Origin of the sequence: Tannerella forsythia 92A2 (assembly GCF_000238215.1) — a bacterium.
Lineage (GTDB): Bacteria > Bacteroidota > Bacteroidia > Bacteroidales > Tannerellaceae > Tannerella > Tannerella forsythia.
The window spans coordinates 1,429,586-1,454,728 of the sequence record NC_016610.1; the positions used below are offsets into that span (position 1 = coordinate 1,429,586).

Below are 25,143 nucleotides of genomic sequence, written 5' to 3' on the forward strand. Positions count from 1 at the left end.
TTGCATATATGCGAAAAGGAACTATCTTTGTGAAAAATAAAAAATAAAAAGTTATGTTAGCAGACATCCACCAAATCATCACAGAGGCCGAAACGAAGATGTCGTCGGCTATTCGCTATTTAGACGATGAGCTGGCACGCATTCGCGCCGGCAAAGCAAGCCCGCGTATTTTAGACAATGTCAAAGTGTCTTATTACGGTAGTATGACACCGCTCGCCAATGTTTCATCTATCACGACACCCGATGCCAAAACGATGATCATCACTCCATGGGAAAAACCGATGTTGAAGGAGATTGAGAAGGCGATCCTCTCGTCCGAAGTAGGCATTACCCCCGAGAATAACGGTGAAGTGATCCGCCTTGGCATCCCGCCGCTCACCGAAGAACGTCGCCGTTCATTGGCCAAGGGCGCCAAACAACATGCCGAAACGGCAAAGATCAGCATCCGTAACACGCGCCGGGAGGTGATCGAGCTGCTCAAGAAAGCCATTAAGGAGGGAGTGCCCGAAGATGCGGGAAAAGATGCCGAGGCTACCGTGCAGAAGATTCACGATAAGTACGTCAAGCAAGTGGACGAGCTGTATGCGGCGAAAGAAAAAGAAATCATGACCGTTTGATGCACGGTCTTGTCGTAAAAAACACCGGCAGCCGGTATACGGTTCATACCGACGACGGACGGTCTGTCGATTGTAAGATCAAGGGCTCATTCCGGTTGAAAGGCATCCGGAGTACAAATCCGGTCACCATCGGCGACCGGGTCGAAATCGAAGAGAACCGCGAAGGCAGCGCGTGCATCACAGCGATCGATGCCCGCCGCAACTATATGATCCGGAGGGCATCGAACCTCTCAAAGGAGTCACATATCCTTGCGGCGAATATCGACTTGGCACTGCTCGTCGTCACGATTCATTATCCGCAGACGACAACGACTTTTATCGATCGTTTCCTTGCCACCGCCGAGGCTTACGGGATTCCGGCCTTGCTCGTCTTCAATAAAACAGACCGGTATGATGCTGATGAGCTTGAATATGTAGAAGAGCTGATGACACTCTATCGCACCATCGGGTACGATTGCATGAAACTTTGCGCTGCCTCGGGCGAAGGAATCGACGCGTTGTCGGACAAGATCAGCAACAGGATTACGCTGCTGTCCGGGCACTCGGGCGTTGGCAAATCGACGATTATCAACAAACTGCTGCCGCATGCCAAGCTCCGAACGAAAGATATCTCCGAATATCACCAAACAGGCGTTCATACTACGACATTCTCCGAAATGATTCCGCTTCCGAACGGAGGCTATCTGATCGATACGCCCGGCATCAAAGGCTTCGGCACGATTGAGATGCAAGGAGGCGAAGTGGCGCACTATTTTCCGGAGATATTCAAACACTCGGCCGACTGCCGGTTTAGCAACTGCACACACACCCATGAACCGGGATGTGCGGTACGCGAGGCCGTCGAAGCGCATTCTATCAGTCGGTCGCGCTACAAAAGTTACCTCAACATCCTTGAAGACATGGACGGCGCGAAATACCGCGAGGCCTACTGAAGCGATGTTACTCAGACAGCCGGCAGACCCATGCCTGTAATCTTGCGATACAGGTCGAGGGCGTAGACGTCCGTCATGCCCGAAATATAATCGAGCGCACATTGAATCTTCCCGTACGTCGTAGACGCCTTGATGTCATACTGACCCGGCACACGGCGGAGGAGCAGTTGGCTGTATGCATGCTCGGGATGGAGCACGGCGTCAATCACCGTCTCAAGCAGGTAGCCGAAGATACGATACCCTGCCAGTTCAACGTCGACCACCTCATTCGCGACGTAAATTTTCCGGTAAGCCACCTCCGAACACGCCTTATATGCCTGACGCGCCTGTTCGTTGATACAGTCGATCAGCGGCGCATCGAAGCTTCCGTCAAGTAACCTTTCCTCGTTCTCGATAAAGACTCGGGTGCATTCATCGACTAACAGTCCGATGATGCACGAGCGGAGATAGGCGATCTGCTCATTTGTGTCGTCTACCATAGCCATCGTCTGCCGAATGTCGTTCAGACGCCTTCCTTCGAAAAAACCAAGCAGCAGCCCGATGGCCTCTTCGCTTGTCAGCAAACGCAGCTTATGGGCGTCTTCGATATCCATAATCTGATAGCAAATATCGTCAGCAGCCTCGACTAAATAGACTAACGGGTAACGGACATACGCATCGGAAGCACCGGCTTGTCCGGGAATGCCCAACTCCCGTGCGATGCGGCAATACGTTTCTTCTTCGGTCTGGAAGAAGCCGAATTTTTTCTTCGCGGACGCATGGGTCGAGGCATAAGGATACTTAACGATGGAAGCAAGTGTGCTGTATGTTAGGGCAAACCCACCTTTTCGACGCCCGATAAACTGGTGCGTGAGCAAGCGTATGGCGTTGGCATTGCCTTCAAAGTGTACAAAGTCTTCCCATCGGCCGCCTTCGGCACGTACGCGAGCTTCGAGCTGTCGGCCCGCACCTTCGGAGAAGAATGCCGAGATAGCCCGCTCTCCTGAGTGCCCGAACGGAGGATTGCCCATGTCGTGCGCCAGACAGGCGGCCGAGACGATCGATCCGATCTCTTGCAGGTTGGTCGCCTCACCTCCGTATTTCTGTATCAGACGCGTAGCGATATTCGTGCCGAGCGATCGCCCAACACACGATACCTCTAAACTATGCGTCAGTCGATTGTGTACAAAGATGCTGCCGGGTAGAGGAAAGACCTGCGTCTTGTTCTGTAACCGTCGAAAAGGAGAAGAGAAGATCAGCCGATCATAATCGCGCTGAAAGTTTGTCCGTTCATGCTTCCGTTCATGGTAAGCCTCGATGCCGAGACGCTTACCGGATATTAATTCGTTCCACTGCATACCTGTTCCGGTTGAATCGTTTTGAAAGATGTTTTACTTTTTTGTTCCGGGCATGCAAAAATAACATAATTCGAACTAATTCCGGACAGATATTGTTCGAAAAACAATTTCTTCGCACGCAGGAAGACTTAAACCTAAATTCCACAATAAAGACGATATGCCATAACGGGCGAGCAAGAGGGCGAACACACAGGTTCACCCCTACGCAACGACCGAATACCGACTACTGACCGGAATAATTTTCAACATACTTTCAGATTGCTATGGGAAAAGGTGAATAAATTTCAGTCTGATACTTTTTTTAATCTCCTGAAAATAAAATGACATTTTGTCGCAAAAATCCAGTTTTATACGCTTTGAATCAATTGTTAAAGATAAGACAAAATGACATAAGATTAAAAAATGAATCTATCTTTGCGCGGTTTTTTAAAACAGGAACATATAATCGATCAAAAAACGTATGAATAAACATCTATTATTTATGTTTGTGCTGTTTTTCTTAGGCACAAACGTGCTGTTGGCACAAAAGAAAGTGAGCGGCATCGTGAAAGAAGCCGACACGAACGAGCCGCTGATTGGAGCGACGGTCGTGGTGAAGGGAACAACGAACGGTGTCATTACGGACTTAGACGGTCATTACGCCATCGAAGTCAATGCGAACGAAGTATTGCAGTTTGCTTATGTGGGTCTTGAGACTCATGAAGAGACAGTAGGAGAACGTACGGTAATCAATGTATCGCTGGCCTCTTCGTCTGTCAAAATTAACGAAGTGGTGGTTACGGCCATGGGACTCGAACGCAAAGCTAAGAGCTTGACTTATGCGACACAGCAAGTAGGCGGCGGCGAATTGACTCGTGCCAAGGAGACGAACCTGATCAACAGCTTGCAGGGTAAAACGGCAGGCCTAGTCATCACCCCGAACTCTACCGGTGCGGGCGGGTCGTCGAAACTGTTGATCCGCGGAAACAAATCGGCGCAGGGTAACAACCAGCCGCTGATCGTCATCGACGGCATTCCGATGGCCAACTCGACAACGACGCAGATGGAAGGCGAGTTTGGCGGACGTGACGGAGGGGATGCCTTGTCGAACCTCAACCCCGACGATATTGCCGGCATCAGTGTCTTGAAAGGTGCTTCGGCCGCAGCGCTGTACGGAAGTATGGCTGCCAACGGCGTGGTGATGATTACCACCAAGAAAGGATCGGCAGGAAGCGTGCGTGTGGATGTATCAAGCAACACTACGTTCGAAACGCCCTTAGACGCTCCGAAACTGCAAAGCACGTATGGTGCCGCCGTATCAGGCTCGGGCGCACTGGCATAGGACAGCTGGGGCGAAAAAATCAGCGGCGAAGCCAAAGGAGCGAACCGCCTCGATGAGTTCTTCCGCACAGGAATGACCACGATCAACTCACTCTCAATCAGCGGAGGATCGGAAAGGACCCAAAGCTATGTTTCGTATGCCAACACGTCAGCAAACGGTATCATGCCGACCAATACGTTTACCCGTCATAACATGATGGCTAAAGAAACCTTCAAGCTGTTTGATAATAAAGTAACGGTTAACGCCTCCCTGAATTATATCACGCAGAAAGGCCGGAACCGTCATGAACCGGGACAATATCGCAACCCGCTGACCGGGCTTTATACGTTCCCTGCGAATGGTGACTTCCGTCAATACAAAAACGAATTTGAAAAGTATGACGATCTGAAAGGTTATCCCGTTCAACAATGGTATCGCGACGTAAATCAGGATTTCAGCGCTAACCCGTATTGGGTGCTGCATCGCAATCCGCACACCGAAAAACGCGATCGCGTGATGGCTTCGGCAAGCATCCGCTATAACATCACCGACTATCTGAACCTTCAGGGACGTTTGAACTATGACCGCATTGCCGATCTTTATGAACGGAAGATTTATGCGTCTACCTCAACCACGCTGCATAACGTGAACGGCGAATATCGTCAGGAACGTGATGACAGCCGTCAGTTCTACGGCGACTTGATGGCGAACTTCAACAAGACCTTCGATGTGTGGAGCGTGACCGCTTCGGTCGGAACGAGCTTTACAGACCTCAAGGAAACGGGGATCATTGCATCCGGCAGCGGCGACGTCTACATCCCGAATTTCTTCCATCTTGCCAATGGCTCGAAGAATGGCTCGGAAAACAAACGCTCGAAAACGCAGAAACGTCTCAATAGTGTGTTCGGTACGGCGCAAATCGGATACAAGGAGATGCTCTATCTCGACGTGACGGGACGTAACGACTGGTCGTCAACTCTTTCGTACACGCCCAACGTATCGTATTTCTATCCGTCGTTCGGATTGACGGCGTTGATCAACGAGATAACCACCCTGCCCGAAGCATTCAACCTGTTGAAGGCGCGTGCGTCATACTCCATAGTAGGTAACGATATGCCGGCTTACATCACAAACCCGACGCATAAGTTCCGGAACGGTTCGGTCGATTTCAACACAAGCGTTCCTTTTACCGAAATGAAACCCGAAAAACTGAAATCGATGGAGTTCGGATTTGATCTCTCGATGTTCGATAACCACTTCGAGATGGATTTCACCTATTACAAGACAAACAATACAAATCAGTACTTCAGCATGGAAGCCTCGGCTGCAACCGGATACAGCAATTACTATTTTAATGCCGGCGACATCCAGAATTCCGGCTTTGAAACGACGATGAGCTGGAGACAACCCATTACTGCTGATTTCTTATGGAAAACTTCGCTCAACCTCTCATACAACAACAATGTCATTAAAAAACTGGACGACCGTCAAGACGTAGCGAAAGAAAACCGTTTGACTCACGTAGGGCTCGGAAGCTTGAGAGGATATGACATGCGTCTTGTAGAAGGCGGATCGTATGGAGACCTGTATTCGAAAACGGTTGTACGCGACAAGAATGGGGTTATTCAGGTAGATAAAGAGGGGAATACTTTGGTTTCGGAAGATAAAGAATATGTTGGGAATGTGAACCCCAAGTGGAATTTGGGGTGGAGCAACTCTTTCAACTATAAAGATATGCAGTTCTATTTCCTTATCGACGGACGCATCGGCGGGAACTTTGTGGACCTGACGCAAGCTACGCTCGACGCCTACGGGGTATCCCAAAACTCGGCCGATGCACGCGACAATGGCGGAGTAGACCTCGGTAACGGAACGAAAGTCGACGCCGGAACATTCTATCGATCCATCGGACAAAAAGAGAAAGGGGGAGACTATTATGTGTACTCGGCTACGAACTTCCGCCTGCGCGAATTGTCGATCGGTTACGCTTTCCGCAATCTGCTCGGTGCCGGCAAAGACCTTGGCGTAAGCTTGATCGGGCGTAACTTGTTCTTCTTTTACAAAGATGCACCGTCCGACCCCGAAGTGTCAATGTCTACATCGAACGGTTATTCCGGATCGAACTATTTCGCACTGCCGGCTACACGCAGTTTGGGTATTAATTTGAAAGCAACATTCTAACATAAAGCAATCATATATGAAAACAATCAATAAATTCAATCTGAAGAACGGTGTGCTGGCCGCCGCCGTCATGGTATTTGGCGCAACGGCATGTACCAGCAATTTTGAAGAACTCAATACGGATCCGACCGGACTGACCTCTTTACAGGCTCAGCAAGTCGGCTCCTTCATGCAGGAAGCGCAGCGTTCCATCTATTACAATCAAACAAACGGAAACTGGGAATATCAACTGATCCAAAACCTTAATGCCGACTTGTACTCCGGTTATCTGGCTATCCCGACCCCGTTCGCTTCGAACAATAACAACAGCCAGTACGTCATGATGGACGGATGGAATAATCAGGGATTCAAAGATTACTTCCTGCATGTGATGAAACCGTGTGCGGCCTTGTTAGAAACACAAACAGCCGACGATTACGTGGCTATCACCAAGATATTAAGAGTGGCCGGTATGTCGAAAGCGGTCGATACGTATGGCCCGATACCCTATTCAAAAGCCATCAAAGGAGGAATCTTTATCGAATACGACTCGGAGGAGGCGATCTACAAATCGTTCTTCGAAGACCTGGCCGATGCGATTCAACGACTGACTGCATTTGTTCGGAAGAACGGCGATGTGACCGGCCGTCTGAACTTCGACCTGATGTGCGGCAAGAGCCACACCACCTGGTTGCAGTTTGCCAATACGCTTCGTCTGCGCTTGGCTATGCGCGTGGTAAAAGTAGCGCCCGACCTGGCAAAGAAAGAAGCCGAAGCAGCCGTAGCTAATCCTTATGGCGTGTTGGAGAAAGTCAATATCGAGGTAAAAGACGAGAACACACGGAACCCGCTGATGGTGATCTGCCGCGATTATAACGACTGCAGCATCGGCGCTTCGTTCGAGTCGATCCTGAAGGGCTACAAGGACCCTCGTTTGGTTAAAATGGCTTTGCCCGTAGGATGGATGGATAAGGGAGATATCAAAGATCAAAGCGGAAAGGAAACGAACTCGATCGGTAAAATCTATGGTGTTCGGAACGGATTCGAGGTCCCGGCAGCCGGTGAATATAAGATGTACTCGATCCCGATGGTTAACACGGACGGCAAAGACCCCATGTCCACCGACTATCCGCTGCCGATTATGAAACGTGCCGAGTCGTATTTCCTTCGCGCTGAAGGCGCACTGCGCGGATGGGCTATGAAAGGAACAGCCGAGGACTTCTATAAGGAAGGAGTCCGTGTTTCGTTCGACGACTATAAGGTATCGGCCGATTATAATGCCTATATTGAAGGCACCACAATGGCTGCCGACTACATAGATCCGCATAACCCGGCGTTGAATATGAAAGGAATGAACGATGTACCCGTGAAATTTATGACCGACGGAACGAACGAGCAGAAGCTGCAACAGATTATCACGCAGAAGTGGATCGCCGGATTCCCTGAAGGATTGAACGCATGGAGTGAATATCGTCGCACAGGCTATCCGAAGCTCTTCCCGATCATAGCGAACAAAAGTGCGTTCCCCGAACTGACAACACTCGGTATCCGTCGTCTGCCGTTCTGCCAAAACGAGAAAAGCTTTAACAGGCCGGGCTACGACTCGGGCGTGAAAATCCTTGAAGCGCGTGGCGGCAAAGATAATATTGCTACGCGTCTCTGGTGGGATACCCCTGCAGGAAACTTCTAAAAGATTTTTGGAAGTGTCGGAAATAAGAGAGCTGTCTCAAAAGGAGGCGGCTCTCTTTTCGTTTTTTCAGCCTTGCAGGGGGTAGTTGTTGAGCTGTTGAATTGTTTGCTGACCACTGGAAAGCTGACTAACATCGCGATGCCGGAAACAACCTGCAAACCGATGAAAAAAAGAAGAGACAGTAAAAAACAAAATATATACACTTAATACGATATGCCATGAAAGAAATGTTAGTCAGCATTCAGCATTCAGCCCCTTGCATTTCCCCTTTTGAAGGGATAACATCCCCCTTTGCTTCACTCTTCCCCCCCTTTGAAGGGGGGGCTGGAGGGGGATGTTCATCGGCGTTCGGTCTATTGTCATTCAGAGCGAAGCGAAGAATCTCCTTTCTTTTCCGGGGCGAGATTCCTCACTGCGTTCGGAATGACAAAGGCGGCATCTAAATCAATATTCACGTCAGGCTTACAGCCCTCCCAACGGGGATATTGCTTTTTCCCCAACGCTCCGCATTGGGCTGAATTAACACGCCCTTTCAGGGCTTTTACGGCGATCAGCTAAACATTCAACAACTCAACCCCTCAACCCTTTTCTTCTATTGCGGAATCAGGGGTTTATGTAAGCTGTGGAGGATGTTAACGTATAGGTTTACCTTCGAGAATGGCCTGCGTATCCGACGCAATCATATATTCTTCGTCGGTCGGGACGACAAGGACCTTCACCCGGCTCTCCGGCTTGCTGAGAACGATTTCACGGCCTCGCTCATTCTCGTTCTTCTTCATATCGAATTCGATGCCGAGAAACTCCATATTTTCGCAAACCTCGGCACGTGTAGACCATTGATTCTCGCCTACGCCACCGGTGAATACAAGGATGTCGAGCCCGCCCATCGCCGCCGCATACGCGCCGACGTATTTCTTGATACGGTAATTGTACATCTTGAGGGTCAGGATGGCACGCGGATCACCGTTATACATCGCGCTTTCGATATCGCGCATATCGGACGACATTTCCGAGAATCCGGCTACCCCGCTCTTCTTATTTATCAGTGTTGACAGCCCGTCGGCATCAAGCCCTTCCTTATTCATGATAAACGAAAGCGCTCCGGCATCGACGTCACCGCAACGTGTACCCATCATCAGCCCTTCGGTCGGCGTCATTCCCATCGATGTATCGATTGACTTACCGTTCTTAACGGCTGTGATGGATCCGCCATTGCCGATATGTGCCGTAATGATGCGCTGGGTTTCGTAAGGTACGCCGAGGATCTCGCAGGCACGACGCGAAACGTATCGATGGCTCGTTCCGTGAAAGCCGTAGCGACGCACACCGTATTCCGTGTACATGCGGTACGGCAGGGCGTACATATAGGCATAATCGGGCATCGTCTGGTGGAAAGCGGTGTCGAATACTGCCACTTGCGGGGTGCCCGGGAGGATTTTCTCCATCGCTTCGATACCGAGCAGATTCGCCGGATTATGGAGCGGAGCAAGAGCGGAACATTCTACCACTTTAGCAAGCAGCTCTTTGGTGATCAATACACTCGAAGCAAACTCTTCTGCTCCGTGTACGACGCGGTGACCCACGGCGTCAATCTCTTTGAAGCTCTGAATGCACCCATAAGTAGCATCCGTTAATGTATTCAGGATAAATTCGATCCCTACCTCATGGTCGGGAATGTCTTTTTCGAGTACGACTTTCTCTCCGTTCTTGTCCGTAAACTTCAGGAACGAACCTTCGAGACCTACTTTTTCGAGTCCTCCCTGTGCCATCACCTCGCCGGAGGTCATGTCGAAGAGCTTATACTTGATCGAACTGCTGCCGCAATTCAGCACTAATGTTTTCATACGCCTTTCTCCTTCTTTTGTGCGATGGCCTGATTGCACGAAATCGCCGCCATGTAATACAAATCATCAACCGAGCAGCCGCGCGACAAGTCGTTGACCGGCGCTGCCATACCCTGTAAAATCGGTCCGACGGCTTGTGCACCGCCCAAACGCTGTACGAGCTTGTACCCAATATTGCCTGCTTCGAGCGACGGGAACACAAGCACATTGGCTTTTCCAGCTACCGCGCTACCCGGCGCTTTATGTGCACCCACTGCCGGAACGAGCGCCGCATCGGCCTGCAACTCTCCGTCGATCTTCAGCGTCGGCTCCATCTCCTTGGCCAACCTTGTTGCCTCAACCACTTTATCAACCATCTCGTGCGAGGCACTGCCTTTCGTCGAGAAGCTTAACATCGCAACGGCCGGTTCTACGCCGGCCATGGCACGCGCCGTCTGTGCCGAAGAAATTGCAATCTGCGCCAGTTCCTGCGCCGTCGGATTCGGGATTACCGCACAATCGGCGAAGATCAGCAAACCATCCTTCCCGTATGACGAATCATTGACGAACATCAGATAGGCTCCCGACACGCAGTTGATGCCGGGGACTGTACGGATGATCTGGAGAGCCGGACGCAGCACATCGCCCGTCGTATTCCGGGCTCCCGCAATTTCACCGTCCGCATCGCCGGCTTTGATCATCAAACAGCCGAGGTATAGCGGATTTTCGACGAATTGAGCCGCCTTTTCGGGCGTCATTCCTTTAGACCGACGCAATTCGAGCAGTAACGCTGCATATGCTTCTTTCTTCACATGATTCTTCGGGTCGACGACAGTCGCCTTATCGATATGCTTCAACCCGAAATCACTGGCTAACCGGTGAATCTCTGTCGGCGAGCCGATCAGGATAATATCTGCTACTCCGTCGGCAATCAGTCGGTCGGCGGCTTTCAATGTACGTTCTTCCGTTCCTTCCGGAAGCACTATGCGTTGCCTGTTCGCTCGGGCACGCTCTACGATACTTTGAATTAAATCCATGGAATAAATACTTTTATATTATTATTACGTAAGTTCTTCTTATTAACATCTTAAACCTCTTTGTCTCCCGACAAGATTTGTTGCAAATCTTCGGCCGAGAGGTTAATACCGATCTTTCCGTTATGCGCTACCGATATGATTCCCCGCTCTTCGGAAACAATAATCACAATGGCATCCGTTTCTTTCGACATCCCGACGCCGGAACGATGGCGAAGCCCCATCTCTTTCGATAGCTTCAAGCTCTGTACGACGGGAAGGATACAACCGGCCGCCTTGATTTTCCCGTCTCCGATAATCATGGCACCATCGTGCAGCGGGCTGTTCTTGAAAAAGATGTTTTCGATCAGACGGGTATTGACATCGGCCGTAAAGATTTCGCCGGTGTGAATATACGCAGATAAATCCATCTCACGCTGGATCACGATCAGCGCTCCCGTTTTTTTGCGTGCCAAATTCATGCAGGCCAATACAACCGGAGCAATATATTTTTGCTGCTCTTCCGTTTGCGTGTCTTTTCGCGAGAATATTTTCGCGAGGAATTTCCACCCGCGGTTCGAACCGAGTGCGACCAGAAAGCGACGGATATCATCCTGAAAAAGAATAACTAATACTAAGAAGCCTACACTGATAAACTTATCAAGAATAGCTCCCATCAGTCGCATCTCCAACACCTGAGAGACCAAGATCCAGACGATTACGACGGATACAATCCCGCTAAAGACCGTGAGTGTCCCCGAGCTTTTCATCAACTTGTAAATCTGGTATGTAAAAAACGCTACCAGTAAAACATCCAATGCATCTTTAATTCCGAAAGAGACCCACATAACGCTTGATTAAGATTGCATGAGCCGTTTTACGATTTCTATGGTTTCGGTAGCGGCCTTCACATCGTGCACACGCAGGATGTCGGCGCCGTTCAGGAGGGCATACGTATTCAACACGGTCGTGCCATTCAAGCTGTCCTCGGGAGTTGCATTCAATAATTTATATATCATGCTTTTTCGAGATATCCCGACTAACAGGGGCGTTTCAAAATGGATCGAGAATTCGGATAGCGATCGCATCAGTTCATAGTTTTGTTCAAGGGTTTTGGCAAATCCGAAGCCGGGATCGAGAATCACATCATTCACCCCCAATTGTCGGAGCGCCCTGACTTTTTGAGCAAAATAGAGCATGATGTCTTCCATCAGATCGTCATAGTCTGTATGCTGTTGCATAGTCTGAGGCGTTCCGCGCATATGCATCAAGATATATGGCACCTGAAGTAACGCAATTGTTTCAAACATCCGTGCATCAAGCATACCGCCCGAGATATCATTGATCATGGCTGTCCCGTATTCTTCGACGGCACGTCGCGCAATCACCGAGCGAAACGTATCGACCGAAACGGGAACCTCGGGAAAATCTCTCTGCATCCGCTTCAGAGCAGGCTTAATCCGTTGCCATTCCTCCTCCTCCGTAACCTCTGCCGCATCGGGGCGTGACGAATATCCTCCAATATCGACGATTGCTCCACCTTCAGCCAATATCGTCTCGATGCGCTGTGCTACGGCTGCCTCGTCTGCCTGACGGCTCCCTGCATAAAACGAATCGGGCGTGACGTTCAGAATCCCCATGACAACCGGCGACTTCAACGATAACAGCCGTCCGTTCAAATTGATTGATTTCTCCTTCATCCAGGCTTCCTTTTTCAAAAGTTTCCCCACAAAAGTACGGAAATAATATTACTTTTGCGTGATAATTGAACAGGAAGATGAATTTAGATGATTTATACGCTCTTTTCCGAAAACACCCTTGCATTACGACCGATAGCCGGAATTGTCCTCCGGGCTCCCTCTTCTTTGCGTTGAAGGGTGATACCTTCGACGGGAACCGTTTTGCAGCACAGGCTTTGGAGTCGGGATGCACTTATGCCATTGTCGATAATCCGGCCGAGCAGAAGAGCGACCGAATGATTTTAACGGATAGCGTACTCGGCACCCTGCAACGCCTTGCAACGCTTCATCGCCGAAAGCTCGGGACCCCTATTATCGGTATTACGGGAACAAACGGCAAAACAACGACAAAAGAATTGCTCGCCACGATACTTTCGGAAAAATACAAGACGCTTCATACGCTCGGGAATTACAACAATCCTATCGGTGTGCCGCTGACCTTGCTTCGCCTTACGGACGAACATGATGTGGCCGTGATTGAGATGGGCGCCAATCATCCGGGCGAAATACGTGCGTTGACACAGCTTGTGCAGCCGGATTACGGCTTGATTACGAACGTCGGGCAGGCACACCTCGAAGGTTTCGGCTCGTTCGAAAATGTCGTGCGAACAAAAGGCGAACTGTACGACTTCATGCGTGCGGGACGCAAAAAGATATTTATTCATCAGGAGAACGAATGGTTGCAGGGAATAGCGCACGGACTGGAGAAAATCGCTTACGGTCGCGAAATGCACGATGACACATTCGTAGCGGGACGAGTGATCGCGAGTCATCCGTTCCTCTCGTTTCAATGGTGGCAAAAGGACGGATATCTACATACCGTCAATACGCAGCTGGTGGGTGATTATAACTTGTGGAACGCATTAGCGGCTATCGCTGCCGGACGTACGTTCGATGTGCCTGCGGAGAAAATCAATCGGGCGATTGCCGGATATATGCCGACAAACAACCGATCGCAGTGGAAGAAGACAGCGCACAATACCCTGATTATCGATGCGTATAACGCCAATCCGAGCAGCATGCGTGTGGCGCTTGAAAACTTTGTCGCATGGGATGTTGCCCCCAAAGCCGTTATCCTCGGCGATATGCGTGAACTGGGCAAAGAAAGTCAGGCATTGCATGCCGATGTGATCGAACAGCTGAAAACCTGTCACTTCGACAAAGTGTTTCTTTGTGGCGAACAGTTTATGACCGCCGGTGGGAAGACGTATGACGGTTTTCCATCGGTCGAAGCGTTGGAGGCTTACCTTACAACTAATCCATTACACGGTTATCATATTCTGATTAAAGGCTCTCACGGGATGCATCTCGAAAAAATCGTCGAGAGATTGTAGGCGAACGCATTCATGCATAATCTGGTTTAGGTTATGAAAAAGTTGAATGCAAACTTTTTTATATGGTCGGATGCTCGAAATCACCTATCTTTGCGGCGCCTATTTTAATAAGAGCAACTCTATAATGGACTTCTATAATGACGAAGTACGAACATTTCATCGTATCATAATCCGGTTGATTAAATGCAGTATTACTTTGATCCTATGCTGCTTCTGTGCGTCCGAAACGTTCGCTCAACAGACGTTTCGTCCTGTAGCGCTTGAGGCCGTTCCTGCCTCACCCCGATCTCTGGCTGACGATACCCTGTCCTTCATGATATGGAAAGGACGAAAAACATTCTTCGACCGTCAGGCGGTCAGGATTGGATTGGCTCCGACGATATTTTTCACAGCCTCGGCACTCACGTGGGGAGAGCGGGAAAGCATTCGGAGAAAACGGAATCGTTACATCCCGGGCTTTAAGAATGTCTTCGATGATTATATGCAATACGCTCCGGCAGCGGCTGTTTACGGCATGAAACTTGCAAAAGTACGAGGGCGCAATAGCATGTCGCGCACCCTCCTTTCTCATGGGGCAAGTCTGGTTATTATGGGAGCACTTGTCAATTCCGTCAAGTATACGGCCCAAGTGGAACGGCCTGACGGATCGACACGAAATTCATTCCCTTCGGGACATACCGCTATGGCTTTTACAAATGCCACCTTCATGCACAAAGAATACGGGATCGTCAATCCGCTGTACAGCATTGCGGGATATTCGGGGGCGACTTTTACGGCTCTGGGACGCAGCCTGAATAACAGACATTGGATGCCCGATATACTGGCCGGTGCGGGAATTGGGATATTGTCGACTCAACTCGGCTATTTTTTTATCGATAAACTATACGGGAACGAAGGTGATTATATCGGGCTGCTGTCTCATGTCAAAGGAAACGGTCACCCTTCGTACCTCTCGGTCAAGTTAGGCAACGCCACAGCAATGCGCAACCTGATGGGATTGCTGGAGAACGGTGCGCGAACAAAGCCGGGATTCGAAAGCGGATTTGAAGGAGCCTGGTTCATCGGCAAGCATTGGGGGATAGGAGGCGAATTTGCTTTTATGAGCTTTCCGGTCAGTCCATCGGATTTGCTGGACGAAGATTCTCCCGATCTGGGCAAGGTAAAGCTAAAAACCGAATCCATTGGCACGCTAAACCTTGGCATAGGTCCTCATTATGCACTCGAACTGGGGCGTCGATGGCTGTTTATGACTAAGGCTGAGACCGGATTGGCTTTCGGAGCAAAAGGAAAAATCCTTTATGAACTGGAAAAAGAGTATCCCGGAATAGAGAGAGAAGCAGAGATACTTTCCTATAAACCTCATACGGCCTGGAGAGGATGTGCCGGCTCATCAATCACCTATAAATTTCATGATGAGTTGGGGCTTTCGTTTTATGCTAATTATAATTACTCGAGGCCGACAATCCGTTTCAACCTCAGTGAAAGTTTGAGGGAAACGGAAGATGAGGTGCTCCGGGTTGAAGCCGAGCAGACGTTTGATTATTTAGGTATCGGCCTGCGACTCACTGCCTTTTTCTGAAAACAAGAAACAGCGTCATTTTTTTGTGTGGAGGAATCATTATTCCTGTTTTTTCGTATCTTTGTCGCAGAATAACGCGGCTGTGGTGTAATTGGTAGCCACGTCAGACTTAGGATCTGATGCTTCACGGCGTGGGGGTTCGAGTCCCTTCAGCCGCACCGAGGGGGGGCAAAACGCAGTGTTTGGACGTACCCTCTTCAGGGGTGTAAGTAAGAAGGAGGCAGGTTATTTTTTTCGTTCCGCCTGTACCATCTTATACATTCTGTCCGAGGCGCGAATACGCTCGGCGGTCTTGATCGAGAAGCGTTCGCCTTTGCCGGTCGACGGAACGGGTTTCAGGTCTACGCGTATCTCTTCAACCGTCTGAAACAACGCACCCGTCGTAGGGCCGGTGATCAGAACCTCATCGCCCACACGCAGCTCTCCGCTCTCCATCTCGAACTCGGCCACGCCAAGCCCCGTAAAATACTTGATACCTCGTGCGACGTACTCTTTGCGTTTCGTAGCGCTCGATCCGTAATGACTGCTCCATTCACCGAGCCGCTGCCCAAGGTAATACCCGTCCCAAAAGCCACGGTTGAAGACCGACTTCAGCCGTTCGTCCCATGCGGCAATCTTCTCGTCGGTGAACGACTCTTCACAATATGCCTGCACGGCTTCCTTGTAGCACGATGTGACGATATGCACGTATTCCGGTCCGCGCGCTCGCCCTTCGAGCTTGAACACCCGCACGCCCGCATCCATCATCTTATTCATAAAATGAATCGTTTTTAAATCTTTGGGCGACATGATGTATTGATTTTCGACATCGAGTTCGATATTTGTTTCCCGATCTTTCACCGTGTACCCGCGTCGGCAGATTTGCATGCAGGCGCCACGATTGGCCGAAGCGTTCATCTCGTGAAGGCTCAGGTAGCATTTGCCCGAAACGGCCATGCAGAGCGCACCGTGGCAAAACATCTCGATGCGGATCGGCTCACCTTTCGGACCGTAAATTCCCTGTGTGCCGATGGCGTCGTAGATGGTGCGTACCTGCTCGAGGTTCAACTCGCGTGCAAGCACGACGACATCGGCAAAACGAGCATAAAATTTCAGTGCCTCCGTATTCGAGATGTTCAGTTGGGTCGAGAGGTGTACTTCCTGCCCGATGCTGTTGGCATAGGCCATCGCCGCTACATCGGCCGCTATGATCGCGGAAACACCGGCTTTCTTCGCAGCGTTGATGATGGTGCGCATGAGCGGCAGGTCTTCGTCGTAAATTACCGTATTCACTGTCAGATAGCTTTTTACACCACGTTCTTCGCAGATCGAAGCGATCTTGTGCAAGTCATCCGTCGTGAAATTATTTGACGAGCGGGCACGCATGTTCAGCCCCTCGATACCGAAATATACCGAGTCGGCTCCGCCCTGAATGGCTGCCATCAGTGATTCGTACGAGCCGGCAGGAGCCATGATCTCAAAATCGGATATGTTACATTTCATAAGCATACAAGTTAGTTTATAGGGATATCGAGATGATCGGCCGGAATGTCCGGGGGTATATTATAAGAGACGAACCGCTGTGTGGGGTAAGCCCACCGGATGTCGTCGTGTGCTTCGAGGGCCGTCAGGATATCTTCCCAGATGGCCGATTCGATGCTTCGTATCTTTCGCGGTTCACAGAGATAGCGCCCCGTCAGACGGATACCGTTTTCGACAAGCGTGAGGTACACAATCGGCGTGAGGTATTGATAGTGCACATAATACATTTTGCTTGCCTCACAAAGCCCTTCTTCGGCCGATTGAACCACATCTGCTCCGTATTGGTTGAGAATTTGCAGAAGAATCTCTTTCGTTTTCGTCCAGTTGCTATCGAACGTGATACGTACCTGTACCTCGTTCCAGATGTATTTGAAGCCCTGATCGTAGTTGGCTTGCGGCATCGTGAATACCCGTCGGTTGGGAATATGGATGATGCGTCCCGTGCTTTGTTCGGCATCAATACGGTTACCCACTTCGAGAATCGTGAATTGAAAGAGCCGTATGTCGATGATATCTCCCTTATCTTCGCCGATCTGTACACGGTCACCTACCGTAAAAGGTTTTCGCACCATGATAAAGAGCCATCCGGCCATATTCTCCAACAGGTCTTTGAGTGCAATGGCGATCCCTGCGGAGAGTAATCCTAAAAATGTTCCTACGTGATGAAAAACATTAGCCCAGACCATACCGGTCAGGAGAATCACGGTCGTTGGAGCTGCGAACGACATGATCCGTTTCCACAGATAACGGCTCTTGTGATTGTTCGTGCTCTTCCATACGAATCTCAGGATGGTGATCCGTATGAGCCATACCAATAAGATAATGACTACAGAAACAATGATCTTCTTCTGTGTATCGGAGTCCATACCCTGCGCAAAAGAGAAATCCGGAAAGAGTGCCTGCATACGTAAACCCAACCAATTTAAAATTCAAATGTAAATTAATACATGCAACACGAAGTAAAGAAGATAAAAGGTTTTTCCCTTCTATCTTTAGATCAAAAACTTTACTTTAGTGCTGACCGATGAAAAAGAAAAATCATTTAACTCCAAAGGACAAAGGTACACAATTTTTACATTGTTCAAGCAAAGCTGTACGTAAGGTTTTATTGTTCGATTTGCTTTACCAATCTCTCTTTTTTATGGGAAAGAGGATTAAATGAATAGACAAACACACTTGTCAAGCTATATCCATCCTCAAGAGAAACGTTTGATAAGCATAATGAAACGGATAGTAAAAGAGTGTTCAATGTTAATTGTATCCATGTAGGAAAGCGGCAAAAGAGTTGAAGTGTTAAAAAAGCACAATGCTTATCCTGCCGTGCAATATTGCTTCTTTCGTGTATCGTCGGTTAAATAGGTGGAATATAGTATAATATAATTAAAATGTGTAAAAAATCAAACTTCGAATCTCTCAAAAACAAATCTTTCGCATCTTTGCAAAACGCTGTTGCATTTCATCCTTGAATCTGCGCATGTGCAAAAATAATTTTGCCGGTAGAAAACTACAGAAAAAAACAACTATCTTTGCACAGGTTTTTGGAAGCAAAAAACCTATGGAGAGATGGTAGAGTGGTCGATTACAGCGGTCTTGAAAACCGCCGTACCGAAAGGTACCGGGGGTTCGAATCCCTCTCTCTCCGCAAACAAGGGTGTAAATCAGCAAGTTGCGTGATTTACACCCTTTTCTACACCCAAAAATCTTCCTCGCAGACTAAATACACTCAAGCTAAGGACAATCTTGAGTGTATCACTAGAATCTAAAAAACTTACATCCGTATGGGCTTCATGACCTATATAGTCGTTCCTTATAAAATCGATTTATGTTGAAAAATATATTTTGTTTTGTGGGTAAAAGCCATCGAAAAATGAAATATAAAAAGTTTTCCATTAGCCTTTCCATCATTTTCTTCAAATTCCAAGCAGTAGCGGCCATGTAAGCATTGATTTGTATCCCTTTTTCGTTCCATAGGTAATTCTGTTCCACGCGGAAGTCTTTTTTAAGATGTCCGAAGATGGGTTCTATTGCTGCTCGAGCTCTGCACTTGTTCCGTTTTTGTCGTTTCTGATAAGCGGTGTCTTTTGCTTTGGGCTTATCGGGAGTGATTATTGTTACGCCTTTTATCTGCTTTCGCCCTCTACCTCCACGGTCATAAACCAACTCTTCGGGTAATTTCAAATTGTTGGTTTCCATCTGTTCGAGTAGCGGGTCTATTGTGTCGCCATCATAAAGATTTTCTAAAAATGCTTTTACTGCCGTGATTACTTTTTGCCCTCTTTTTCCTGTGGTGATTATCCCAACTTTATTACCAAATTCATATTGCTTATGTGCCTTGCCCTTGGCAATGCAGCGGGTAAAAAGTTTGTGCAGACTGTAGATTTTCTTCTTGTCGTTTTTCTTTTGATTCACGACACGCTTATAGAGTGAAAGTTCCTGTTCGTATCTCTTTTTTTGCTCTTCATCCATTTTGCGGTCAAGTTCACGAAGCTGAATATTGGCAATCGTTTTCAAACGGCGTTTTGCTTTGTTGGCCGTTTTCATCCCTCTGGGATGTTTGCCGTTGTACGTGTCTTGCAACAACTGTTTACTTTCACGAGTGTACCACCGACGTTGCCTGATGCCTTCCTTCCGAGCAATTGAATTGCATTTCTCAATAACCTTTTTACACAACTTGGCATCGGTAGGAAAAGTGGTATTGTTCTCTTGAACAGTCGTATCTGAAAGAACAAACTTCACCTGACCCGGTAACTTTTTACCGTGAAGTTGTACGCTGTATGCAAATATTTTTCCTATACCCTCTTTTGGCCTACACGGTTGCGAAAGTGGACAAAGTCACTCGGATCAAAAGGAAATTTATGCTCAAAAAATTCACATCCGCAGAAATACTGAAAATAAACATCTCGAACCCAATACACGGGAAGGCTTTCATCGCTAAGATTGTAAAGGTGTTTGAGCATCAGGCAACCCACCATCATACGAAGAGGAACACTCGGAGCTCCTTTGTCTGAATAAAATGGAGCAAATTCTTCTTCAAAATATGACCAATCAATCTTGTCTGCCAACAGTACAAGCTCGTGTTGCCTATTGATAAAATCTTTCAGCATGGGGCGAAACATATCGCGCTGTCCTTTTACGGGTAATTTTTCTAACATAATTTGCAGTGTTTTATGCCGTAAAGATACTAAATCCTGCAATAATATACAAACTTTTTTGAGAATCTCTTGCTGAATATCAGATAAATACAATTGTCTTAAGGAACGACTAAATAAACAAGCTGAAAAGACTCCTCCATCAGAGCAAGTCACTCAACCCCCACAAGACAACCGAGGAGTAATAAACCGGGTGGTTATATCGAAACCCAAATGGAGATAGGATAAATGGATTGGGGATTTGGCAACAAATCGCTTTTATTGCCAAAATCCCCAATCCATATTTCTGTTCAGAGAGTCTAACTTCTGAACTTTCAATAGTAAGATAACCTTTACTCTTTTGTTAGGTCAATCCCTCTCAGAGATTTCAATATTTTCAAGAATGAAGCCTTTATGGTTTCTGAAGACGGGATTTTTCTATAAGCTATTGCCGATAAATTCTCTTCATATTTGGGAGCCAGAGAATCCCACAACTTATCAAAATCCATCACTAATGGAGATTGGTTCAAATCTTTTAGGTCTTTCCATCCGACAGGCTCGTCAAAGGCTTCTTGATCATGTTTGACCAAGGTTTCCACATCATTCACAAACTCTTCACTACAAACATACTCCTCCAATTCTTTGATAGCTAACAATGCGTTCAAATCATAGAAATGGCGGATTTTAGACGATAAGGATGCCAACGGATCCTCGCTTATAGAGAATCGAATGAGAGAAACAGTTTTCTCGCACAAGGTTTGTCTGAGGGACAACACATTCAACTCAAAAGGTTCAAGGTGGTATTGAGTCACCACATCCTCCATATTTCGCTTTTTCAGGTATGTGGTTACAAATGGCTCTATCATTCTTTTTTCATAAGGGAAAGGATTGGCAAATGCGCTGATTTCCACAATAATTCTCGAAGGAATAGGATTTACAGACACATCTAAACCCACCTGAGCATCATAGGAGAAGGCTTGCTTCCTATATTTTGAGCCTTTGGATATATCTGAAAAGGATTTATCCTCCGTCAAGCTGGCTGTTACCTCTTTCATCAAGTTGGATAAAAGCATCTTAACTTGATTGCCACTCATATTCTCACTGATGACAGCAAAGTCCACATCCTCAGAAAAACGATCAATCAATAGATAAGCCTTGGATAAGGAAGTTCCGCCCTTAAATACGATTTGCTGACTATAAGAGCTCTTGGATAATGCACGAAGTATTTCTGAGATATAATAGTCTTTCTCTATTAACTGTGCAGGGATTTTCAAATCCTCGGAAGAGGTCTGTACAAGATCCATGAATGACTCAGGATCTAAATGTAGGTACTCTTTTATTGTATGTTCCATTGATTAGAAACTAAATTTGGTGATAGTCCGATTCTAAATCGTGTAAGCGGACTTAATGTTTGATATAATGTGGTCGCAAGTAATTCGTCGGTTAGCATAGATCCCAACAAAGCTCGCGTGAGTGGAGAGTATTTCAATGCAAGTTCTACCAGTTGCTTTTTCTCCACCTTCGCATATTCATTGACTTTCTTCTTTAGGAGAATATACGACTTGTCGATAGTCGTATCCGGTATCTTCTTAATCCATTTCAAGCAGTCCAGTAGACGTAACATTTCGATATTATCCCGACTAATTGGATTTCTCTGTAATACAAAACGGATAGCATATATCCCTCGCTTTCCGTTTCGTTTAGGAAAGTTGGTTCCTACTTCAAGAGTTGCAGACTGCTGGGTTGTCAATCCAAGCAAGTTGAATGCATAGAACCCTGTCAGATAGCCTATGGGGGTATCGTTGTCGTATAGTAAGTCACGGAATCGTTCTTCCATAGATGGACCGACAACACCAAATCGAGTTTGCTTAGGTTTGTAATAGGTCCCCGGGCTGAGTCGTTCTATATCTCCTTCTTGAACCAGTCTTCCTAAAGCAACTACAGCCGCATTTTGCTCGGCACGAGAAAGTCCTAAGTCTTCCAGTCGGAAAACTTTCCCCATCTCAAAACTTGCAATCTTGTTTTTAATACTCTTACTTGTCATGCTGCTTGTTCTTTTTGCAAAGGTAGTCATTTTGTTGTGTAAATGCAAGTATTTACACAACAAAATAGCCTAAGCAGAAAGAAGAGCAATTACCATTCATCACGTTTTCGCAGCATCTCATCGCTCTCTTCACGCAGGAGAAAATAAAGGACAATGATGTGATGAGTCGAGTCGTCATATCCAAACCCAAACTAAGATAAAGAAACGGGAGTATCCAATATTTTGGTATACTCCCGTTTCTTTTATTCGTCTCCCCAAATAGGCTCCTCATTCCATCTATTAAGAAATCCAAGCTTATAAATGGGTATTTGAGGATTCTCTTTTATCAAAGTAATAATTTTCTTCTTGTAACTGTCTCCAGCATCAATAGCTTTACACAGATAAAGCATTGCAGTAATCACAAGATACGGCTTCTTCTGTGCAGCTTCCGGAAGAGTATTTTGCAACCAAATCCTTTTGGGGTTTCTGACGTCCATTGGACGTTTCACCATAGTGCGACTCCATACTCGAGAATGATGGGCAACGATATTCCTCAAATAAGAAATAGCCTCCAACCAACTTGATAGCTCATTATGCAGATTGAGTCCGAACTCATTAGCAATTTTAGCTTTTTCTGGAATTTGATGGTTGAGATTCTTATATATTTTTGAAAGCGTCCCGAAGGTAGCTACCTCAAAAATAACCCATGCATCAGGTTGCTGGGTGAGAGATACACATTTCCGATCTTCCCAAACTCCATATTTGCGTTTGTACTCTTTTATGAACACTTCACCGCTACGCATAAATTCATTCATCAAGTCCGCTAAATGCTGCTGATGAAGTTCTTTACTGACAAAGAAAGAGTCATTCATATAATACAGACCACCATAGGACTGTGATAGATGGTAAATCATCTTTGTTCGTAAGGCAATCTCTATTGTTTCAATGGCATCAAATAGAATAAGCCGTAATTCTTTATCAAAAGAATACCGCGCAATAACATCCTCAAAGCAGGATCCTCTTTGAAAGACATGGTTGTTTTTGTCTTTCTGCATATCCCACCAATAGCCTTTTAGTCGATAGTAACTGATATTCCTCAGATGAAGACAAGCAAAGTCCTCATCTTTTATAATCATACCTCTTTGCTTTAGCAATTCTATTTGTTCTTGAATAGAACGCGATTCTTTATTAGCCATATGGTATATAAAAAAATGACTCGCTGGCAGATCTTACGGTATGCCAAGCGAGTACTGTTATCTTTGAAGTGCAGCAACCTGCAACTATCTTTCCGCTTGCAAAGGTAAGCATTTATTTTATTCCGGCAAAGTAAATGGCAAGAATTTTATGCGATTCACTACCATTCATCTCGTTTTCGCAGCATCTCATCGATCTCTTCACGCAGAAACAGCAAGCGTCCGTTGGCTTTTAGATAGGGTATCTTCCCTGCCCAAACCCAGTTGTAAATGGTCTTCTGCTCCACCTTTAGGATTTTAGAAACATCTATGATGTCCAAGTATTCAGGCTTCAATGGAGGTCGAACAGAGGTGTTTATGACTTGTTCCTGTAAAACAAGCATTTGATCAAGTTTCTCCTCCACACACATCAGGCGCTCAAACAGACGTTTCTGCCAGACATCATCGGGATTAAAGTCTAAGTATGGCATAGTTCCCCTTTTTGGTAGTTACCATTGGTATCTTGTGCCAAGATACGTTGTTCTTTCATATAGGCGATGTACTTCTTTGCCGTGCGATCCTTGATTTCCATTTCTCGCATCAAAACCTCACAAAGTTCTTGATAGGAAAGTGTGATTTTGTTTCGGAACGCTTCCTTGACAACGGCTATCAGTTCATCGGTCTTTCGTTTCTCCTTGTCTTCTTTCGACTTTTCGCCACGATAGACGTGCATATCTACCTCCTTATCCCAGCTGAAAAGCATCATCGGCACATCGAGAGGACTGCCGTCACGTACTTTTATAGCCTTGACAACAGAGTATTCGGGATTGTCGTCAGTTTCTATGGATAGAATACCCCGCTGCCTTGCGTTGCAGTTCGGAGCCAATATGTCCACGGAGTTTAATCCCATTCGGGACAAAATGCAATACACAGATAATGCAGGTGTATAGATTTCAACCAAGCGATAAAGTTCGTCCACAATAGCAATAAAATGAATAATAGGAGGATTGTGCAAAGGTCTCAAGTAATTTGTAAAAATGACGCGAAAGGGGCTTTTGAAGGCTCTTTGCTTCGCTTACCTCTTTATCTGTCACGGATGAGAATTTTATACGGTTGTTTACCGATTACCACTACGTATACTCCGGGAGTCAACGGTCGGACGTGCTCTCTGGCTCGTAAGAGCAAAGTTTGTATTCTCAGTGTGTCTATGCTGCAAATGTAGACCGTTTCGGCACGCGGCAGGAGGATTCGGACGGCTCCCGGGACAGCGTGAACTCTCTGAGAGCTCGTCGTAGAACCAGTCGTAACCAAAGGCTACACCCCTCGTCATCTCGGCTCCATCGAGGCAGTGCTCCGGGTTCCAATTGGAGAATCGGCAGACGGTCAGCATGTCTCGCTCCACCTTCCGAGCGTAGCGTTTGTCGCCCGTCATGCGATAGGCGTAGGAGAGGTAGAAGGCGTGTTTCCACATCTCGCGCGATACTTTCAGCATGCTGACACCTTGCATCTTGCGCTCCAAATCGGGCCCCTTGAGTAATACGTCGCACTCCCGGAGAATCAGGTTGTGCATTTTCTGCCATTCCGGATGGTTATCGATCATCTGCTTAATTTCGTTTTCCTCACCTTTGAAAAGCAATAGACGCGGATGGGGGGTGGTTCAGCAGCGGAATTTTGGGGGAAGCGGCCGGTAAGGCTTGACTGCAAACGGCGGTGAAGAATCCTATCCACAAGATCCACAGCAAAACGCGAGTTGTGTTCTTTTTCATTGGTTTGTC

At 47.3% G+C, this 25,143-nt stretch carries 21 protein-coding genes, 2 tRNA genes and 1 pseudogene; 9 read left to right on the plus strand and 15 right to left on the minus strand.

Features of this window, described 5'->3' with window-relative positions; genetic code table 11:
• Positions 1–53: 53 nt before the first annotated feature.
• Complete coding sequence (gene frr / locus BFO_RS05800) at positions 54–617, plus strand: ribosome recycling factor (RefSeq protein ID WP_014224707.1); 564 nt, start codon at positions 54–56, stop codon at positions 615–617.
• On the plus strand, positions 617–1,549 hold the full coding sequence (gene rsgA / locus BFO_RS05805; protein ID WP_014224708.1) for a ribosome small subunit-dependent GTPase A: 933 nt from the start codon (positions 617–619) through the stop codon (positions 1,547–1,549). The genes frr and rsgA overlap by 1 nt, the downstream gene beginning before the upstream one ends.
• Positions 1,550–1,560: 11 nt before the next feature.
• Here the strand turns inward: rsgA and dgt are convergent, their stop codons facing one another.
• Positions 1,561–2,886, minus strand: a complete 1,326-nt coding sequence (dgt, locus tag BFO_RS05810; protein ID WP_014224709.1) for a dGTP triphosphohydrolase — start codon at positions 2,884–2,886, stop codon at positions 1,561–1,563.
• Between the two features lie 460 nt (positions 2,887–3,346).
• On the opposite strand from dgt, the gene BFO_RS14405 reads away from it, so the two are divergent.
• From BFO_RS14405 to BFO_RS05820, 3 genes are all read left to right on the plus strand, one after another.
• Entirely contained in the window at positions 3,347–4,207 is an 861-nt protein-coding gene (locus tag BFO_RS14405) for a TonB-dependent receptor plug domain-containing protein (protein WP_052299244.1), read from the plus strand.
• 72 nt (positions 4,208–4,279) lie between these two features.
• Positions 4,280–6,367 carry a SusC/RagA family TonB-linked outer membrane protein gene (locus BFO_RS14045; RefSeq protein WP_052299245.1) on the plus strand — a complete coding sequence of 696 codons (2,088 nt, stop codon included), beginning with the start codon at positions 4,280–4,282 and terminating at the stop codon, positions 6,365–6,367.
• Between the two features lie 16 nt (positions 6,368–6,383).
• Positions 6,384–8,036, plus strand: a complete 1,653-nt coding sequence (locus BFO_RS05820; RefSeq protein WP_014224710.1) for a SusD/RagB family nutrient-binding outer membrane lipoprotein — start codon at positions 6,384–6,386, stop codon at positions 8,034–8,036.
• Between the two features lie 632 nt (positions 8,037–8,668).
• On the opposite strand, the gene BFO_RS05825 is transcribed toward BFO_RS05820, so the two are convergent.
• Genes BFO_RS05825 through folP form a run of 4 tightly spaced genes read right to left on the minus strand, consistent with a single transcriptional unit; the run spans position 8,669 to position 12,572 of the window.
• Positions 8,669–9,880 carry an acetate/propionate family kinase gene (locus tag BFO_RS05825; RefSeq protein ID WP_014224711.1) on the minus strand — a complete coding sequence of 404 codons (1,212 nt, stop codon included), beginning with the start codon at positions 9,878–9,880 and terminating at the stop codon, positions 8,669–8,671.
• Positions 9,877–10,896 (minus strand): phosphate acetyltransferase, encoded by a 1,020-nt coding sequence (pta, locus tag BFO_RS05830; RefSeq protein ID WP_014224712.1) that lies wholly within the window; start codon positions 10,894–10,896, stop codon positions 9,877–9,879. The genes BFO_RS05825 and pta overlap by 4 nt, the downstream gene beginning before the upstream one ends.
• 50 nt (positions 10,897–10,946) lie before the next feature.
• Entirely contained in the window at positions 10,947–11,720 is a 774-nt protein-coding gene (cdaA, locus tag BFO_RS05835) for a diadenylate cyclase CdaA (protein ID WP_014224713.1), read from the minus strand.
• A gap of 9 nt (positions 11,721–11,729) precedes the next feature.
• Complete coding sequence (gene folP, locus BFO_RS05840) at positions 11,730–12,572, minus strand: dihydropteroate synthase (protein ID WP_014224714.1); 843 nt, start codon at positions 12,570–12,572, stop codon at positions 11,730–11,732.
• A gap of 77 nt (positions 12,573–12,649) precedes the next feature.
• Here folP and BFO_RS05845 point away from each other — a divergent pair, with 77 nt between their 5' ends.
• The 3 genes from BFO_RS05845 to BFO_RS05855 all read left to right on the plus strand — a co-directional run bounded on the left by BFO_RS05845 (position 12,650) and on the right by BFO_RS05855 (position 15,682).
• The gene (locus BFO_RS05845; protein WP_014224715.1) at positions 12,650–13,945 is read left to right on the plus strand and encodes a UDP-N-acetylmuramoyl-tripeptide--D-alanyl-D-alanine ligase; all 1,296 of its coding nucleotides are present in this window, start codon (positions 12,650–12,652) and stop codon (positions 13,943–13,945) included.
• 46 nt (positions 13,946–13,991) lie between these two features.
• Entirely contained in the window at positions 13,992–15,524 is a 1,533-nt protein-coding gene (locus tag BFO_RS05850; protein WP_014224716.1) for a phosphatase PAP2 family protein, read from the plus strand.
• 76 nt (positions 15,525–15,600) lie between these two features.
• Positions 15,601–15,682 (plus strand) — tRNA-Leu (locus BFO_RS05855).
• Positions 15,683–15,749: 67 nt separating this feature from the next.
• On the opposite strand, the gene BFO_RS05860 is transcribed toward BFO_RS05855, so the two are convergent.
• The gene (locus BFO_RS05860) at positions 15,750–17,012 is read right to left on the minus strand and encodes a peptidase U32 family protein (RefSeq protein WP_014224717.1); all 1,263 of its coding nucleotides are present in this window, start codon (positions 17,010–17,012) and stop codon (positions 15,750–15,752) included.
• 5 nt (positions 17,013–17,017) lie between these two features.
• On the minus strand, positions 17,018–17,950 hold the full coding sequence (locus tag BFO_RS05865) for a mechanosensitive ion channel family protein (protein ID WP_014224718.1): 933 nt from the start codon (positions 17,948–17,950) through the stop codon (positions 17,018–17,020).
• Between the two features lie 652 nt (positions 17,951–18,602).
• On the opposite strand from BFO_RS05865, the gene BFO_RS05870 reads away from it, so the two are divergent.
• Positions 18,603–18,687: transfer RNA gene (locus BFO_RS05870), tRNA-Ser, on the plus strand.
• Between the two features lie 143 nt (positions 18,688–18,830).
• Here BFO_RS05870 and BFO_RS14050 read toward each other — a convergent pair.
• From BFO_RS14050 to BFO_RS05905, 8 genes and pseudogenes are all read right to left on the minus strand, one after another.
• Positions 18,831–19,781 (minus strand): transposase, encoded by a 951-nt coding sequence (locus tag BFO_RS14050; RefSeq protein ID WP_236684414.1) that lies wholly within the window; start codon positions 19,779–19,781, stop codon positions 18,831–18,833.
• A gap of 53 nt (positions 19,782–19,834) precedes the next feature.
• Positions 19,835–20,197 carry a transposase gene (locus BFO_RS16085; RefSeq protein ID WP_231964057.1) on the minus strand — a complete coding sequence of 121 codons (363 nt, stop codon included), beginning with the start codon at positions 20,195–20,197 and terminating at the stop codon, positions 19,835–19,837.
• 329 nt (positions 20,198–20,526) lie between these two features.
• A complete protein-coding gene (locus BFO_RS05880) occupies positions 20,527–21,525 on the minus strand; it encodes a nucleotidyl transferase AbiEii/AbiGii toxin family protein (RefSeq protein ID WP_014224719.1) in 999 nt (332 codons plus the stop codon).
• Positions 21,510–22,217, minus strand: a complete 708-nt coding sequence (locus tag BFO_RS05885; RefSeq protein ID WP_041590717.1) for a DUF6088 family protein — start codon at positions 22,215–22,217, stop codon at positions 21,510–21,512. Before BFO_RS05885 ends, BFO_RS05880 begins: the two co-directional genes overlap by 16 nt.
• A 242-nt stretch (positions 22,218–22,459) precedes the next feature.
• Positions 22,460–23,392, minus strand: coding sequence for an Abi family protein (locus tag BFO_RS05890; RefSeq protein WP_004584877.1), 933 nt, complete (start codon positions 23,390–23,392; stop codon positions 22,460–22,462).
• Between the two features lie 158 nt (positions 23,393–23,550).
• Positions 23,551–23,859, minus strand: a complete 309-nt coding sequence (locus BFO_RS05895; RefSeq protein WP_014224721.1) for a helix-turn-helix domain-containing protein — start codon at positions 23,857–23,859, stop codon at positions 23,551–23,553.
• Positions 23,847–24,356 (minus strand): annotated as a pseudogene (locus tag BFO_RS05900) (AAA family ATPase); the annotation flags it as partial. The pseudogene BFO_RS05900 and the gene BFO_RS05895, both read right to left, overlap by 13 nt.
• A gap of 129 nt (positions 24,357–24,485) precedes the next feature.
• Positions 24,486–24,968, minus strand: coding sequence for a hypothetical protein (locus tag BFO_RS05905; RefSeq protein WP_041590719.1), 483 nt, complete (start codon positions 24,966–24,968; stop codon positions 24,486–24,488).
• Positions 24,969–25,143 lie beyond the last annotated feature (175 nt).